Here is an 18,740-nt window from a genome sequence, read left to right as displayed (position 1 = left end):
GGTTTGACGTGGCTACCTGCGGTAGCCACGTCCCTACATTTCCTATCAGAGTTTACTCAAAACATCCTTCGCTTCATTCAAGCCATCGAATTCCACTTTTTTATCGACCGCTTTTTGCAAATATTCGCGGGCTTTAACCGGATCATTTTGCTTGAAATACACCATACCCAAATGATAATTGCTGATCGGCGATTGCGGATCGCGTTCAATCACTTTCAACAATATCTCTTTAGCCTTATCGTAATTGCTTTGTTTATAGGCAACCCAAGCAACCGTATCCATCATATTGGGATTATTGGTTTGCAATAAAGGTTCGGCCAATTTGGCTGCCCGTTCCAAACTATCCGGACCGGCGGAAAAATCCGACAAGTAACTGGCCAGATTGTTAACCGCCACCACCGAATCCGGATGCAGTTTGTAAGACTCTTCGTAAAGCGCCAACACCTGCTCATGCTGACCGTCACGATGATACAAACGCGCCAAGTCGTCGACCAATTCCAATGCACCTTTAGTTTTTTCAATCCCTTTTTTGTAGATATTGATGGCTTCGGCCTGGTTTTTTTGTGCCAACTCGATCAAGGCCAAGTTCCGATAAGGGCTATACCACTCTGGTTTGATATTCAAAGCCTTTGTGTAAGCTGTTTTTGCTTCGGCAAATTTCTGTTCGTTCAGATAAGCACCACCCAGCAAATTGTAGGCAACGAAATGATCGGGTTGCTGTTTAATGACTTGCTGCAATTTACCGATAGCCTTATCCGACTGTTTCAATACCAGATAGCTTTTGACCATCTCGGTCAAAGGCTCAATCGCATCCGGCTTACGCGCCAAGGCCTGTTGAAAGGCTTCGGTGCTGGCTTCCAGCTTGCCTTCCGCCTGATAGCCCAAGCCGGACATGTAAAAGCCGGTGGCATCCTTATCGGATAGCTGCTGCACCTGTTTGGCAATCTCTTGCGCTTTATCCCAATGCTTTTGCGACAACTCCATTTTAAACAGCGCCTCCAAGCCTTTCAGACTTTTCGGATTGGCTTTCATCAGCGCTTCAAGCTGCTGCTTGGCTTGATCTTGGTGCCCGGCTTTCATATGTAAGCCAACCAAATCCAGCCGGGCGGTCTCATCGCCCGGTGCGACGGCCACAACTTTTTCCATGTTTTCGCGGGCCAGTTCTTCTTCGTTATTGCGCAGATGAGCTGCGGCCAGCATTTTCAACACACCGATATTGTTGGGTTGATCAACCAATACCGAGCGAAAATCGGCAATTGCGTCGGGAATTTTGTTTTCACCCAAAGCAAACTGACCGCGCAGCGTCAAAGCCTCGGCATCGCGCGGATTGTTATCCAACACTTCCTTGATCAAGGCCTTAGCCTCGTCGCCGCGCTTGGTCATTGCATACAAAGCCGCTAATTTATTTCGTGCGGTGATGCCGCTGGGTCCCAATTTATCCTGATCGACGACTTCTTTCATAGTCGCTTCGGCCTTATCGACTTGCTTTTGGGCCAGCTGGATATTAGCCAGTTTGAATTTCAGTTCATACGCTTGCGGCTTTTGCTCTATCATCGGTAGCAGCTCTGCAATCGCCACTTCCGGACTGCGCTTTTCCAACAGGAAGTCGACCAAATAAGTTTTGGCGGTATCGTTGTCCGGCAATTTGCTAACCGCATCGCGTAGAGTCGCTTCGGCTTTATCGACTTGTTTGGTACCGACCTGGAACAAGGCTAACGTACGGTAGTGCTGTAATTGCTGCGGCTCCAGTTTGACAATTTCCAACAACATGGCCTCTGAATCGGCAATCTGATTGTTTTTAGCGTACAAACCGGCCAGCATGCTGCGCAACGCCACATTATCCGGTTTCTTTTCAATAGTTTGCTTCAATAAAGTAATCGCTTCGCCTACTTTATCCAAACGCGCTTTAATCGAGGCCATCATCAAGGTCGCCGGCACATCGTCCGGACTGTTTTTCAAGGCGCGCTCCACAGTCATAATCGCGCCATCGCTGTTATTTTTGGCTGCTTGGACGCCGGCGAACAACACCAAAGCCTCGACATTGTCCGGTTCCTTGGCCAAAGCTTCGCCGACCATTTTTTCCGCATCGTCTACCGCGCGATTCAATAACAGCAGCTGACCAACCCGAACCCGCGCCATCACGTGATTTTCATTGCCGGCAACCACGGTGCTGTATTCCTTAAAGGCATTTTCGATTTTGCCTTGTTTACTCAGGGCTTCCGCAATCTGGAAGTGAGTTTCCCAGTCCTTAGGATCGATTTGCAGCACGTTTTTATAGGCAAGCAACGCTTTCTCATAATCACCCGCTTGATATAGCTGTTTGCCTTCTTCCATGTATTTCGCTTTCCGTTCATCGGCGCCGTTACAGGCCACCAAGCCGGTCGATAACACAACAATGCCTAGATTTTTTAAAAAATTTTGTTTCGTTGTCATTAGTCTCTCGATAATTCGTGCATTTGATTATGTAGCCGCCATGATGGAGCGCCGCTTTTTGGGATTTTAACTTATTTACGCGACCAAGCCTTAAGGCTTTCGGTAAATCAGCTAGGGTCGAGGTGCGGCATGTTGCCGCACCTGAGTAGAGAAACTATTGGACGCCAGCCGGCGCTGTGCCGCTATCCGCAGCAGATTGTTTTTGATATTTACCGGCGTTCAACTTGTCCTCATATTCCTGGACGATAGTTTCCATTTCCACACTGTTGAATTGCAGCAAGGCTTCATTCTGCAACACACTAGCCAGTGCGCCTTTGTTTTCGTAGCGTTCCAGCAATTCCTTGGCGGCCTCGTAAAGTTTCACATTATGAATATCGCAAACCCCCAATTGCTGCTCGGTTGCTTGCTGCTTGGCAGTTAATGCCGTTAATTGCGCTTGCAAATCGGCTTTAGCCTGACTCACTTCCTTATGCTTTTCCATCACGTCGGAGAGTCTGGCATTGCTTTTCTCCAAACGCTCGCGCACCTCACCATTGGCATTTCGCTGCGCGGATAACTCGCTGCTGATTTGCTCCTTGGCCGCCACTGCCGCCGAATGGGCTTTTTTCAACTGCTCAAGCTCCTGTAACTCCTCGGCTAACTTGGCCGATTCGGCCTTTGCCGCATCGCGTTCGGCAGTCAGGCTTTTAACCATCGCTTGCAGCTTTAAAACAGCGCCATCGTTCTTGGCAGCCTCACGCGGCGCGGCCTGACTGGTGGACCAGCTACTGCCAATAAGCACAAACAATACGGCCACTTTCGGAAATATATTCATCGGCAACCTACCTAGAATTGCGTATTGACGTCGATCTGCAACACATCGATACCAAGAGGGGGTCCCGTGATGATATCGGCACTCAACCAGCGGCCGGTCAACCAAACGTTTTTCATCAAGCCATAGTTACCGCCGATGAACCAGCCCTTACTGTTGGTACCGCCGAGGTGGAAATCAGAATCGGTGAATGCATCCAATACCGCATCGCGCTCCACGTACTTATAGGCAGCAAACACATTCCAATGACCGGCCACTTCGGCTCTTGGCCAACCGAAATCCGCCCTAAACTGCCAGGCGTTGGTTTTACCCTCAACCACCGTACCGTTCAGCATCCGGCTGACCGCAGCTTTATTAAAGCCGACGTTTTTAGCGTAGTCGCCGCTCAAGCGCAGATGGTAAGGGGCAAACAAAGTCATTTCATACGAAACATTGGCGTTGACGATATTGTAATCAGACGCCAAACCGACCATGCCCGGATTGGAAGCCAAAGCCCCCGTGCCTTCTCGGCAAATCGACGCCAAGGTATTGCCGCCCTGCATGAATTCCGGACGCGAAGCAGTGTTGCCGCGCGTATTGAGATCGCAAGTGCCTAAAACGCTGGTATTTTGCTTAGCCTCGACGTTGACGTAATCGAAATAAGCCAACGCGGCCTTTAAATTATCTTGATTGACAAAGCCCCAATCCACGCCGACTTGACCGCCGAACAACCATTTATCGCTGCTCAGCGCCGATTCTTGTAATGGAAACGCCCCGGCTGTCGCAAAAACGGAATGGGTGTGGTCGTCGTTAGCCATCAAGCTGTCCGATCCGCCCAAACGGTGGCGCACGGTGCCGGCAAAACCTTCGAAAGATAAATCCGTATCCCACACCAATTCGCTACCGCCGGTAAACTCACCGCCGCCGGTATACCAGGGGTTCTTGATCCGGCCGCCGGACAAGGTCAGCCATTTGAATTTATTGTCGTCAATCGCATCGTACTGCAGATAGGCCCGGTCCACGGTGAAATCGTATTTTTGTCCGGTAAAGCCCAAAGACTGGTTGGTAGATACCGGGTCACGTTGATTACCCGTCGCCAAACGCACACCGGCTTTCATACCATCGGTAATCGTTGCATCAATGCCCAAGCGCAAGCGCTCGCGAAAATGCTGTCTGTCGGTAGTCGTATTCAAGAATTGATCCACACCCGCCGCGTTCAGACCGCCTCTTTCGTTAACCGCCTGCCAGTCAATATAAGAATTGGCGATGTTTTCCTTGGCCATCATCTCATGCTGAGAACGTAAACGAATATCGCCGGACAGCTTGAAACGCCTGGTCCACTCCGGCAACGCATTAGGCAAGCCCCACTGTTCGTTCTTGGCCTTTTGCATCACATCACCGACCACTTCTTCGCGCAACTCGCTACGCACTTGTTGGCGAATTTCGTCCTTTACAAAATCAGGCACATAAGCCACCCGCACTTCATCGGCCGGCACGGCTTCCTTGACACCGGCCGCCTTGGCTTCGGCCACTTGCTGGCCGGCTTCGACTTCGGCTTGTTTGATCATCTCGTTGGCAGCCTTGTCGGTAATCACCCCTTGTTTGACCAATTGCTTGATCAAATTAGTGGTGGTATTGCGCAATTTCAGCAACTCTTCCTTTTCTCCGGCCTGCACGGTGCCGATCAGCCCGGATAGCGCCAGGGCCATCAGCTGTTTCTTATTCGCCATTGTTTTACCTGTGGATACTTAAATACGTGATGAAATTTTTAACTTGATCGGTTGCTGCATACCCGGTGGCGGCGCCTCCGCCACGCGGTCGAATTTGTTTAATAAGCGGCTGAGCAATTCGTCGATGTCCGCATCGTTGCTGCCCTTGGCCAGTTCGATGCGCTCTACCGAACCGTCGGCTTTCAGCCAGACCTTGACGATGGCGGTATAGCCCTTGCGGCGCAATTCTTCGTGGCTGCTGAGAATGTTCAGAATCCCGTTCTTGACCAAACCGCCGTACCAGGCAAACGGGTTGCCGGCGCCACCGCCGAACAAGCCGGTACCGCCCTTGCGGGCCGCCAGACCGAAACCGTCCGATCCCGCCGTGCCCTCAGCATCCAGCCCCAGATCGCGCGGCGGCGCTTGTTCTGGCTCGGGTTCCGGCTCAGGCTCGGGCTCCGGGTCGGGTTCCTTGATTTTTTCCTTGATCTCCGGCTCGGGCGGCTTCTCAACTTTCGGCGGTGGCGGCGGAGGGGGCGGCGGTTTAAACAGGGTCACCGGCTGAATTTTTTTCTCGTTTTTCGCCGGTTTTTTGTCGACGAATTCCATAATGATTTTAACGACGTAAAAAATCGCGATAGCGGCGATTACGGCAGCGATGAGCATCGGAATATAAACCCGCCAATGTTTCTTCTTTGACATGTCGCAAGACTTTATTTGGTCAGATTTTGGGTAACCAGACCAACCTGGGTAATTTCCAGTTTGCCGAGCAAAGCCAAAATATCGACGACGCTTTGATACTGGACAGTAGCGTCCCCCTTAACCACCACCGGCAGTTCCGGATTGGCGGCCTTGTATTGCATCAGCGTCGATTCCAGTTGCTCCATCGTCACCGGAAAAGTGTCGAGAAATAGCGTGCCATCGGCAGTTACTGTAATGGCTTTAGTTTGCGGCTTGGCCAGACTGGGCGTATTGCTAGCCTTAGGTAGATTGACCTGCACGCCTTGCACTGCTGCGGTGGTCATCAGAATAAACACCACCAGCAACACATAAGCCAAATCCAGCATCGGCGTAACGTTGATTTCGTCGTACGCTGCGTTTTCTTCTTGAACTTTCATTGAGTATTCTCGTATTCCGTAGGGTACGCACCGCGTACCTTTACCTTTTCAAAGTTTGCCGGTACGCGCTGCGTACCCTACGAACGTTTAATTAGCTATGCTGCTCGGCCAGTTTCGCAACGAATTCGTCAACAAACACGTGCATGTCGGCGGTCACGGCCTTGATCATGCTACCCAGATAGTTGTAGGCAAACAGCGCCGGAATCGCCACGCCCAAACCTGCGACGGTCGCCGCCAAAGCTGCGGCGATACCGGGTGCTATAGCGTTGACATTCACTTCGCCGCTGGCGGCAATCGCCGCAAAGGTGATCATGACCCCGACCACGGTGCCCAGCAAACCCAGGAACGGCCCACCGGAAATCGCGATGGTCAATAACACCATTTGCGAATTAAGTTTTTGCAGTTCCCGAACCAACACGCCATCCATCGAGGCCTTTACCGCATTCAAAGCCTGGGCTGACAAGCCCTGGTCAGCGGCATCGGCGCCCACGCTTTTCGCCAGACGTTTGTTCATTTCCTGCACGCCGACGTGGTAAATCCGGTATATCGATGAACCCGCAAACGCCGCATGATTGCCGGTCAAGGACAGCAACAACGGCGATTCGTCATAATCTTCCTGGCCGTCTTCGTCCTGGTGATCCAGATTGCTGATATTTTTCGCGCCTAATTGACTAAAAGCTTCTTCGAATTTTTTGTTTTCGCTGCGAGTGCGGTTCAACACAATCGCCTTACTGACGATCACTAAGGTACTGACGATAAACATCACGCCCAGAATCCCGATGATGACCCAACCATCCACGGTAACGTTATCCAGCGTCGACATCAGATAAGACTCGCCGCCCTCCTCGCTGTCGGGCGTGCTGTCTTCACCGTAGTTCAACAACGCCGACGACTGGCCTTGCATCATTGCCGCGAATTGCAGGTAATTCTGATCGCGAGCGACCTTGGCAATACCAAATTCATCAATGGCACCGACCAAGCCACGCGAACCATCCACTGCCGCGCCTATGCTCATGTCACCCAACAGCGACGGCACGCTGGCCGGCAGGATGCCAACCGGTTTACCGTCCACATACAAGGTAAAACCGTCCTTATTCCCGGCGACTGACAAATACTGCCAAGTGGCCAAATTCAGATCGGCGGAACTGACCAACTGCTTACGATTAACCTCCAAAACCGGGGTTTGACCTCTAACAGATAAAATCAGCCCATCCCGCGCGAATATCACCCCGTCGGTTTGCGCCTGATCAATTTTTACCCATGCCGAAACGGTCCAGCCAAATTCGACCGCCATTTGAATCGCAGGCGTTGCCGTGATGCGTATCGCTTGACTACCGTTAAAACCGCCCGCTTCGCCAATGGCTCCACCTTCCACAACGGTTTGGGTAGCGGTGGCCGGTTGATTGGCATAGGCCGTAGCGTCTTTAACCGGACCGGCTTCGAAGTGATAGGCGACAGCCTGAGCCACATCGAATATCCCCGCAGATTCCTGAGCATCCACAGCCTTGGGGTTGCCGTAATACATCCAGAACATCGGCTCATCGGCCGTAGCAATGTCCTTGGGCAATTTCACCCAAATCAAAGCCATTTCGTTGACCGTATCGATTTTCTCTATGTAAAACTTCAGCGGCGTTTTGTCGTCGCCGGCCATGAAGCGTAAATCTTTGCCGTTTTCGCCCAAATCGGCGAAGAAGCTGAAATTGCCGGTATGCAAACGCACCAGCACCAAGCCTTCCGCTACCGGCGTCACGCCGCCCTGCTGCAATTGCTGGGCGTCTATGGTTATTTTCTTTCTATAACCCCAATCGTCGTTCCACCAAGCTTGCGCCAGTCCGGGCATGGCTAACAGGGCCGCTACTAAAAACACAATCCGTTTCATGATCACTCTCAAATCAAAACATAAACTGGATTATCCCAACGTTTTTTTACATGATTATGACGGGCGGGAAAGAATCGAAAAAACGGGAAAAAATAGTATTAATCCGACCGATTTAGCGCAGGCCGACACGCCCACTGCCCGCTGCGAACACGGGCAATTCAGCCATTGTCAGCCTGAATGGCAAGACAGCCGGCTATTCACCAAAACCCAGAATATCCACGCTCAAGATACCCAAAGTGTTGGTCGCTGCCTTAGCCAGTTTTTCGGCTGCATCCTTGCCAACGTTGCCGGTGCTATCCAGCGATTTGCCGACCGCCGCCGCCACATTGCTGACACCGGTCAAACCGGCGGCGATGCTACCGGTCGCGGCGACAGGCACGCCCACGGCAGAGCCACCGACATCAATATTATCCGCGCCCACAATGGCCGTTGCCGCCAGCGTAATGTTATTGCCTCTAATACCCGCCTCACCGGCATCGATGATGCCGCGCGGTGCAAACAACAACACGTCGCCTGCTCCTACCGTTCTGATACCGCCGCCCTGCAACACCGGCGATACTTCCAGTACCGGCATCCCCGCCGCATCGTAACTGACTTTAAGCGGCGGAGCCGCCAACGCGGTTTGCGCACTCCGACCGGCATCGACATCGCCTTCAGTGGAACCGCCGGTTATATTGCCGTTACCCAAAGTCACCACTCGCTGGATGTTCACGTCGATGTCGTTGCGGGCCAGCAGATTAGCCTCACCCTGCTTTTTCACGATCACGCCCAACTCATCGTCTTCCTTTGCCAAACCAATATCGGCGGTCGCCAAACCCACGGTAATGCCACCATTGGGAGTAAACAGATTGGCATCACCGCCGTCCTTGGTTTGTATCGAACTCAAGAACAGCGATATGTTGCCCAGCTTGGGTCTGACCAGTTCGCGGGCATCGTCTTTCTCCCGGTCGCTAGCACTGGCAAAGGTTTTACCCTGCCGCGCCAACTCTGCTTCGACTTTTTGCTGTGACGCGGCATTCAGACTATTCAGGATGTTGCTGGCGCTGGTTTCGGCGTTGACCACTATGCCGTTCGCTGCGTCAACACGGTAATCGCTATTGCCCGCCAATAAGGTGGTGCCGGGGAACAGCGACTCGATGGTAGCCAGCAATTTTAGCTCGGCCAGATCCTGCGCCTGTTTGGTGGTGGCTTTGGCCAGCGTGCTGGCATTGGCTTTTACCTCCTGCAAAAACACCGATTGCACGACGCTTAACAGCTTGCTGTCTAACCGGGCCTTATCCACCGTGGAAAGCCCGCTAAATGCCAGTTTGGCCGCATCGACACTTAACGACGGGTCGCCGGTGATACTGCGCATTTCCTGCACGAACAAATTCAGGTAACGCTGATTTTCCAGGACGTATTTACCCGAGTTGAGCATAAACCCTTCGGCAAAGCCGTTGCTGTTCAGCGCACCGCCAGCCAAACCGGCAATCACGGTAATGTTGGCACCGTCATCGGCCAGCGCGGCGTTGGATTGATCGCCCGAAGATGTAATGCCGATGGACGATCCCAAATTCACATCCCGGCCCGCCAGTGCGGTTAATTGTCCGGGACCGGCCACGTCTATGCCTTGATCGGCTTCGATGATATTGCCGGTATCGGGGTGAATATTGATCGTGTAACGAATGTCTCGGCCGGCATTAAAGATACTGACCGCGTCGGCGTTGTTATGTTGAATATTAAACGTCGCGCGGACAATATCCTTACCGGCGCTGACCTCGGCGGGCTTGGCCAATACGAATACGATGTCATCGTCGATACGGCCGATGTTGCCGCTGCCGGTACTGATCAACACCGGATTCGGGTCATTGGCGTGCAACGGCGTGCTGGCATGTATCGCGGTGGGCGATTGCGGTTGCTGAATATCCAGAACCTTCAGCACATTGTCCAAGTCGGTTAAGGAAGACCCGACGAAGGGCAATGCGGCGCTAGGTAATGCCGCGGGTTCCGCATCGCTCAAAATAATCCGCGGATTACCCTTACCAGTTAAATTCTTAGCCGCAAATAATTCCAAGCTACCCTGCGCCGATGGGTACAAGGTGAAGCTCTTGTCCACGGCAATATTGCCGTTCAGTACGTAGGCATGCAGGCCGGCGGGATAAACCAAAAAGCCTTCGGAGATATTGGTATTGGTGGCCTTCTTCAAACTGGCGATGTCGTTTTCCAGGCCAAGGTCGCCGGAGAGCGTGGTCAATGTCACATTGCTGTCGGTGCTATAGCGGAAAAACCGATTCGATGAGCCATTGATCAAATCGACCGAATCCGGCAAGGTCACGAACATCGGATCGACAATCGCTTCCAGGGCCATGGACTTGCCGGCGACGACATTAAACTGCGCATCGCCCAAAGCCAGTATCGGATTCAGCCCTTTGTTGGTTCCGGCTTTCAGCGATCCGTGCGCATAAATATCCGCCGCCCCGCCATCCACATAAAACACGCCGCCGGCGATATCGCCACCCGCCTGCAATTGCAGATTACCACCGCCGTTCACTTCGACCACATTGGTCTTAAACGTGATAACAGTGGCATCCGCCACCGGCGTATCCCTTTCACCTACCTGTTTACCGGTGGTAGGGATCATCACCGACAAGTCTTCGACATTTCCGCCCGCGCTGATGCGGACATTACCGCCGCCGAAGGCGGTTACGCTTTGCTGATGCTGACGAGAAAAGCCACTTGAGTCGCTGATACCCAACGCAACACCCCAGGCTGTCGGACGTTCCGAGTTAAATTCCGTACTGTGCTGATTGCTGCTGGACCAATCGCCGGTGCGCACCAACGCATCGCTGAGCAACTGTGCACTAGGTTTGGCGTCTATATCCCGCCCGACCTGAATACTAATGTCGCCGCCGTCCAAAGGATATTCTGCGTAGAACAATGCGGCCAAATCCGGTCCGCCGCTGCCCCAGCGTTTGGCATCATCCACATCCGCCCGGCCCGCCGTGTAGATCGCCGAGTTTTGATTACCGTAAACCAAGTCACGCGCCGCGCGAATATCAATATCGCCGGTGCCGGTCCGCACGCTGACATCATTGGCTAAACTGACGTCGCCGCTGCCGGCGCTGGTCAACAGACTGGCCGAGGCCAGTACCGTCATCGCGTTCGCCGAGTTCAGATCGGCGCCGCCGATCAGTTGGTAACTCCACGAAGCTCCGGTTTGCAAATAATCGCTGACGTTGATCGCTCCAAAACTGCCGGAATTCAAAACGCCGGTGGAAAAGCCGTCGCTCAAATTGGCATTGATTAACAAATTGCCTTTCGCTCTAAGCGTTAACACCCCAACCAGATCGTTGTTCGCGCCATAACGCCAGGCCTCTCCGCTATCGAGTTTCCCCAAATCCCAAGTCTCGGCGATAGTCAAATTGCCGCTGCTGCGAACTTCCACCCCGGGGATGATGGTAAAACCGGCGCCAAAGCGGCTGTTAGCCACATTAGCCGCTGCCAAATCGGCCATATAAGCCAGATTATCGTTATGCATCGCCTGCTGTTCGGCGGAGGCGATACGGCTGTTGTGATAAATACGCGCGCCTTCAACGGTGACGTCGCTATCGCCAACGATAGTGCCTGCGGCAATGGGCTTGACGTTAATGTCCGCCAGACCGTCGCTGTCGGTATCGTCGCGGTCGGCACGTAAATACACCTCGCCCGCTACGCCGGCTCCAGCCGCTGCAACGTTGATGCGCGCGCCGGGCTGGATGTCAATGCCGGCGCCATCGGCGGACGCATCGATAGACGACAAACTCACCTTGCCGCCGTTGCCGTTCGCCGCTTGCGCGTTCGCTAGAATCAGCGCCGAGCTATTCAGCGTCAGCAGATCTTCCGCCGCCAAAGTCACCGAACCGCCATTCGCACCCGCAGCATCCAAGGTGCCGGCAATGCTGATACTGCCGGTGTCGGCGCTCAGGTTGATCGCATTAGCATTCACGGTTTGCCCGGCATCAACCACGATATCGCCGCTGCGGGTTCTCAGTTCGACAGCACCACTAAACCCAGCGGCGGCAAATACATTATTCAAAGCACTAAAGCCGCCGGCGCTCAAACTGCCGGTATCAACGGCGACCTGGCCACCGTTTGCCTTACCGACGCCATGAGCATCGATAAAACCGTTGAATTGCACCTGGCCGGCGCCGGCTTGCGCGGACAGTAAACCGGCCAGCATCCCGGCATTACTGGCGTTTAACAGCAGCTTGCTGCCCGCTTCGGTGCTGACATTGCCATGCTGAGAACTCAGACTGATTTTGCCGCCGGATAGATTCACCGGCTTGCTTAAACCCGCATACGCCACAGCACCGGATACATCGATCAATGCATTCCCGCCTAAGGTCACATTACCCTGCAAAGCGTTCATGGACACGTTACCGGTTTGATACAACAAGGCCGTATTCAAACCAATGCTATCGGCTTCCAACAGTAATTGCGCAGCTATGCCTTGGGTAGAAGCGGTTAGCAACTGGCTGCCACCCGTGAGCGACAAGTTATGGCCGCTGGCACTGATGATGGTTTTAGCGCCGTTCTCGGCACTGACATAAGGTGTGCTGACACTTAAGTCGGCCAATGCGGTTAAGGTGCTGTCACCATTGCCCATCATGCGCTCACCGGCATTCACATTAACTGCGCTAAAACCGGACAGCTGGAATTTACCTTGGTCCAGCAGCAGCTCTTGCACATTGACATTCAACACCCCGCTGCCGTCACCCGCCAAAACACTACCCGTAGACTTGCTATTGGCAAGACTCAAGGTTTTCGCATTCAAAGATAGGGTTTTCCCGACATTGGCTTTACCGGCCAGACCCAAGGCATCAATGCGTAAATCGCCGAACTGAAAAGGCTGACCAAGGGCATCGGTTTGCAATAACTCACCGTACAAATTGACCATACCCCGGCTGCTCAACACCAGTTGATTAACAGTCAAGTGTGCGAGCTGAGTATTATCCAGCGACAGGCCGTTCACTACACCGGCGGTCTCGCCGAGGTTGATGGTCTCCGCGCCCAGATACAAGGAACCGCCGGCCAGATTCAATTCGCCTGCCATTTTGGTCCGCCGTGTCGAGTCCAGCGCCACCGAACCCGCGCCGGCCGAAATGACCGCGCCGGCACTTATGTTTAGATCGCCTTTCAAGCCCTTGGCGCCGGTTCGGTTGATCGTTGCCTGTTTGCCCGCCGATGCGCGCAGTAAGGCGCCGTCGCCGTTCAGCTCCAGCACCGTATCGCCATCGGTATCCGCAACCGCGCCGCTGGCTTCGATTTTGACACCCTGTTCAAGCGTGACGGTTTCGCTGGCGGCCAGCAAGGCCTCCGGCGCTTTCAAGGTCGTGTTTTGGGCTAGCGTCACTGACTTGGCAATAACATCCAGCTTGGTATGGCCAGTCGCGGCATCAAAGCTTCTCACCGCACCCAGCAACAAGCTATCCACTCTAAACTTATCCAGGTCGCTAACCAACAATTCGACATCGTCGGTTGCGGCGGTTGTGCCCAAGGCCAATTTATCCGCCACGATGTCGACCAAGCCGCCACGTCCGCCCTCGACTACATCGGCCACCACGGTGGGTAGCTCCAGACGGGTTTTGGCGTTTAGCACCAATTGCCCGGCATCTTGCGGCAGACGCGGAATCGCCAGTTCTTTATTTACCGCTCTATCCGCGAAAAATTGGTTGGCCGAGCTGATGTTGTATTCGCTGCGGGTTTTAGCAATGCTGCCGGCTTCGACCACATACTCCGACCAATACTGATCGCGGATGTCTGTTCCGGCAACGCTGCGGTAGCCGGTAACGACAGCAGCGCCATCGACCCGGGTTCTACTGGTGCCGGGAATGGCATTGGCGCTGCCGGCGACCGGCGACACCAAAAATGCATCCGGCAATAAGGCGTAACGAGCCGGCAGTAAGGCGTAGTAGCCGGCGGCAAGGCCGCTACCGGCACCGATGTAAATGCTGTCGCCAGTCTTCAAACCTGATTCGGGAAACGATTTGGGGTCGAACGGCGAATAACCGGACATACCCGGCACGACCGCAAAGCGCTGATCAGTATCAAGAACATCTACCGAACCGCCATCACCGGGAATAAATTCGAAGCCCAATAAATCGCCGCCGCCGGATAAATCCACCAAAGCACCGTCTTCCCGAAGGATTTGCGTGGCCTTAACGGTTATTTTCTTCTCGGGGCTTTCAAACACCCGCTTTTTATCCGTTTCTGCCGGTTTCAGATCGGGGTTAACCACGTTCAGGTTGTTGCCAGTGCCGGCCAAGGGCAGCAGCCATTCCAGGCCGCCTTGGGTGACGCCCAGCGGGATGATTTGCCCCTTGGCCGAGACCGACGTAACGCTGTCGGCTCCGAAGGTCACCGATTTTGTCGCCTCCAAAACGATCTCGCCCAATGGCGCGGTGAGCACGCCGTTTTGGACGATATTCGGACCCTGCACGGTCAAACTGCCCAAGGCAGACAGCACCGGCGTTGCATGACCGCTTTTGTTGAAAGTCACCGTGCCGTTCGGATCGCCGGCGACCGCCAAGGTAAACTCGGTCAAGGAGGTGGGATAAACCTGCGCCGCAGTTAAATTAAGCTTGGAAAAGGTTTTAAACTCGCCGACAAAATCCAATTCCTTACTATCAATCCTTATACCTTTCAGGCGAATATCACCGTCGGCGGCGAGATCAACCGTATTAAAACCGGTCGTTACCGAACCACCGACCAAATCGATTAAATCGGCATTAACCGCCAATCTGCCATCGCCGTTGCTGGTTTTTACTAGCGGTGCGCGATAGCTATCCGACCCCAAAGTCGCGGTGGTAGCGCTGACTTGCACATTACCGGTATCGGCGGCGGTGTTCCGCTCCCAACCGAAATTGACTGCATCCAAAGCAATAGCGTTATTCAGTTGCAGATCGACATCGCCCGTAAACCGAATCTCACCCTTCTCTCCGGATACGGCCAGATCCAGAGAGCTAAAACCGCCCTCGCTAATCTGCTCGGCAGCCAGATAGCCAATGCCGGTCAGCCGATCACCGGGCGAATCTTTCTTGGGTAATGAATCGCCGGGTTTAGAAAAAACGGCGGAAAACGGTACATTGCGTTCCTGGGAGATTTTCAAAATGCGCGGCGCGCGCGGAAAGATTGAGTTTTCTACATCCGGATCGGCACGATTGTCTACGTTAAGAAACACCGACAGTTTGCCGCCGGAGGTGCCGGGCGCAACGCCGCCGGCGGCTTGCATATCGCCGTCCAGGAACGCGCCTTCGGCGGCGGTGATATTGATGCTGCCGGCGTGCGAACCTACTAGCGTGGCGGCAAAACTCGCGCCTATCGCGGCGGGACTATTAACCGGTAAATCCAGGATGTCTTGGCTACCGGAAACATTGATCAAAGAGCCGGCCTGGGAGGCAAAAAAGCCGCGTTGCGCATTGACGAGCACCTTGCCGCCGTCAAAAACCTTACCGATACGCCGGCCCAAGCCGTCCACGGTAATTTGACTGCCGCCGGACACATCGATGCGGGCAGTGCTACCCAGCCAGATGCCTTGATTCTGCTGGTACTGCGGATCGACCTCACTTTGATCGGGAATAATATCCAGAGCCAGGGTACCGCCATGTGCGATGATCCGGCCATCCAGCACCAGGGACGAATCGGACTCCAGCGTAACGCTGCTTAAATCGTCGGCGTTAATCGTTGCGGTAGCAGCCACCAGCAAATTGCTGTTGGCATTAATCCCGGCGGCATGGTCGGATCGCAAGATCAATTTGCTGGGTGCGCGCAGCTCCGGCAACAAGGTCGTCAAATCCGAGAATGCTTCGATACCGTCGGCGTTAGCCTGTTCCAGATAGGTGTTATTTAGTACTCTGTTCTGTTGGCGCAGCTGGATATTGGCACCGTCGTCCACCGTCAATCCGTTTAGGTTTGCACCTATATCGAACTCGGCAAAGCCGCCTTCGCCGAAAAACGTCGTAGCGATTTGCAAAGGCTGTACGCCGCCATCGCCTATGCTAGGCGTCTCTTCCCGGCGAATGGCTACCGCGTTGGCTTTTACGGTAAAACCGCCGCCTTGTTGCATGGCATAAGCGTGCATGACACCATCCAGCAACACGTTGGCGCCGGCCTTGTCTATGGCAGGTTCGGCGACCAACATAATACCGCCCTCTTTAAAAGTATCACCCTCGCCGGTGTTTCTTTGCGCCTTACCGGCTTCCAGCCTGCGGTCTTCGTGCAACCAGGCCCCGGCGCTGATGTCGATCAAACTGCCGGCCCGCAAATACACCCCACCGCCGTTACCCTTGGCCTTGGCTATAAAGGTACCGCCGTCTATGGCCACCGTCTTGCCGTCAAGATTTTCAGGCTGGGCGAAATCGTTAATCCATTCCCCGCGCAAATCTATTTTGGCGCCGGAAGCCAGATTAATCTCACCTTGCAGCCCAGGCGCGTTGGTTTCGGCGGTTTCCAGTTTTACCGTGGCGCCGGCACCAACGATATTGCCGCGCACGTCAATCGCGCCGCCTTGTAACGTCAGATTACCGCCGGCCGCCAAGCGCAAAGTCGCATTCTCGGCAAGGCTGATGTTACCGTTGGTTTTAAACACCGCAGTATGCACGCCGCCGTCGATGAGCTTGTTGGCATCCACGGCCAAAGCCATGGCCAAGCCGTCATTTCCGACCGGGAACACCTCGTCGATATCCAAATCAATGCTGTTTTGCACGCCAGCGGAGAAAATCAAGGCCTGTGCATTACTCAGGGTAAACGCGGTATCGACCGTCAGACGGCTGCCTTTGGCCTGCTCGGCCAGCGTCCGCTGCCGCCTGCCGCTGGTGGTTTTACCCAGCAGGTCGCCGTCTAAAATGGCGTTGTTGGCTCGAATCATCAGGCTGCCGGCGTCCTGGCCTTCCACATAACCCGGTTCGAAACGCGCCAGCGTGAATGGACCGTCGATTTTCCAGACTTTGGTGATGCCCCATTTTTGATATTTTTTCACCACCTCGCCGTAAATCGCCTCGTAAGGCACCAAAGGATCGGCTTCGCTAATATCCACCAAGCGGCCATTAGCCAGCAGCTTACTGGTGGTAATAAAGCCATCCAGATAAGTAATCTCGCCACCGGAAAAGTCCAGAACCGCACCTTTTTCCAGGATGACATCGCCTTCGGAGTTAAGCGCGATCTCGCCGCCGTTAACCATCCTTTCGGCGACCGTGCGGCCAATCCCCGCCACGGTAGGCGCAATATCGGTTAGCGGCGTACCTTCTCGGATGTCCACCAGGACGGTCTTACCTTTTAATATGCCGGTTTTTTGCAACGGCGCGTCTTTCAATTCAAAGTTGCGCAGCTCCACTTCCAAGACATTGCTTTCCATGGTGCGGATGACTTTATCGGTACCGGACACATCGATTTTCGCGCCGGCATCGATCAGGATCCGGCTATCGTTTTTTAGGCTGTTGTCGGCAACCGGATTTAACGGCGATTTAGTCGCGGTAATTGATACCTTGCCCGAAGGCGCGTTGATTTCCGACCCAGCCTGTAAATGCACCTTATCAGCCATAATCTCGACCCGAGATTGCGGCTGCACCTGACCGGGTACAGCGGTTTTTTCTACCAACACCTTGACGGTTTCGCCGGATTCCAAAGTTTGCGTTTCCTCTATGTATTCCACCTCCGGCAGAATCTCTGTGGTGCTGCCCACACCCAAAGTCACTTGTGCGGAACGCCCCAAACCATCGCCTTTATCTGTCGTGCGGGTGGTCCCCTTTGCGGCTATTACTGTCTCGCCGCCTTCGGTTTTGGTGGTGAAACCCTCCCTAGCCAACAGGCGGATAGTGCCGTTGACGTTGGTGGAGGTTGTTGCCGACACCTTGCCGCTTTGTTTGACGGCAAAACCCATCAAGGTGACGTTACCGCGATTGGCAACGATGTTACCCAAGTTTTCCACCTTGCCGCCGGTTTCGACTTCCACCAGCAAGCCGCGCACGTCGTTATTGCTTCTGTCATCGGCGGTAGGAGCTTCCTGCAAGTACACCTTGTCGGTTGCCGCCGCCATGATCACCTGGCCGCCGGGCGATTCCACATCACCTTTGTTCATGATGCTCGGGGCAATCACCAGGATGCGGCCGCCCTCGCCGGACTTAATCCGCGCCCCGCTTTCCACTTTGATTTCGATGGGGACTTTTTGACCGTCGGCATCCAGCTTAAAACTGCCGTCGGTATTTTTTTGATAATAATCGCCGGAACCTACAAAAGCGGCGCGACCATCCTTGGAGACAGTGCCTATGGTTTCTTTATCAAAGGTTTTTTCGAAACTGACATCCATCGTCGAAGCCACCAAACCGCGGGCATTGACCACGGAATCCCTACCGAACACGAAACCGTTTTTATTGACCAAATATATCTGGCCGTTAGCGGTTACCGAACCCAAAATCTGGCTGGGATTTTTACTGGGATCGACGATTTTGTTTAGGGCGATGGCGCTGGCGCTGGGCTGTTTAAACTCGACGGAACTCTCGGCACTGACGTTGAATTTATCCCAATTCAGAATAACCCGGTCGGTTTCCTGATTAATGGTCATATTATTGCCGATGACGGAACGACTGGCGCCGCCCATGCTGGCCCAAACCGCGCTGGGCACCGGTAACTCGGCGCAGACCGGCGAGACGAAAGCGATGAGCATACTGCCCGCGACTGCCGACTTTACGCAAGCCGCAATAGGATTTAATCTGAAAAATACCGCGTCGCCATGCTGATGCTGTTGTCTATTAGTCATAATTTCGCCTGTGCCAATCCAAGAAACAACCGAATAAAAT

At 53.9% G+C, this 18,740-nt stretch carries 7 protein-coding genes; all 7 read right to left on the bottom strand.

The genetic code is table 11. The annotated features are described in order from the left end of the window. Positions 1-45: 45 nt before the first annotated feature. The 7 genes from QLH52_RS19200 to QLH52_RS19170 all read right to left on the bottom strand — a co-directional run bounded on the left by QLH52_RS19200 (position 46) and on the right by QLH52_RS19170 (position 18,700). Positions 46-2,433 carry a tetratricopeptide repeat protein gene (locus QLH52_RS19200; RefSeq protein WP_319962621.1) on the bottom strand — a complete coding sequence of 796 codons (2,388 nt, stop codon included), beginning with the start codon at positions 2,431-2,433 and terminating at the stop codon, positions 46-48. 154 nt (positions 2,434-2,587) lie between these two features. Beyond that, entirely contained in the window at positions 2,588-3,247 is a 660-nt protein-coding gene (locus QLH52_RS19195) for a hypothetical protein (protein ID WP_319962620.1), read from the bottom strand. An 11-nt stretch (positions 3,248-3,258) separates the two neighbouring features. After that, positions 3,259-4,953 (bottom strand): putative porin, encoded by a 1,695-nt coding sequence (locus QLH52_RS19190; protein WP_101052126.1) that lies wholly within the window; start codon positions 4,951-4,953, stop codon positions 3,259-3,261. 18 nt (positions 4,954-4,971) lie between these two features. After that, positions 4,972-5,634: an energy transducer TonB gene (locus QLH52_RS19185; RefSeq protein ID WP_240617987.1), complete on the bottom strand. Its 663-nt coding sequence runs from the start codon at positions 5,632-5,634 to the stop codon at positions 4,972-4,974. 11 nt (positions 5,635-5,645) lie between these two features. Beyond that, positions 5,646-6,050: an ExbD/TolR family protein gene (locus tag QLH52_RS19180; RefSeq protein WP_020482301.1), complete on the bottom strand. Its 405-nt coding sequence runs from the start codon at positions 6,048-6,050 to the stop codon at positions 5,646-5,648. Positions 6,051-6,141: 91 nt separating this feature from the next. Then, positions 6,142-7,929 carry a DUF2341 domain-containing protein gene (locus QLH52_RS19175; protein ID WP_319962619.1) on the bottom strand — a complete coding sequence of 596 codons (1,788 nt, stop codon included), beginning with the start codon at positions 7,927-7,929 and terminating at the stop codon, positions 6,142-6,144. 193 nt (positions 7,930-8,122) lie between these two features. Next, entirely contained in the window at positions 8,123-18,700 is a 10,578-nt protein-coding gene (locus QLH52_RS19170; protein ID WP_319962618.1) for a filamentous haemagglutinin family protein, read from the bottom strand. Positions 18,701-18,740 lie beyond the last annotated feature (40 nt).

The sequence above is a fragment of the Methylomonas defluvii genome (genome assembly GCF_033949435.1).
Lineage (GTDB): Bacteria > Pseudomonadota > Gammaproteobacteria > Methylococcales > Methylomonadaceae > Methylomonas > Methylomonas defluvii.
The sequence above is the reverse complement of the archived record's forward strand: the minus strand, read 5'-3'. Positions and strand labels throughout refer to the sequence as shown.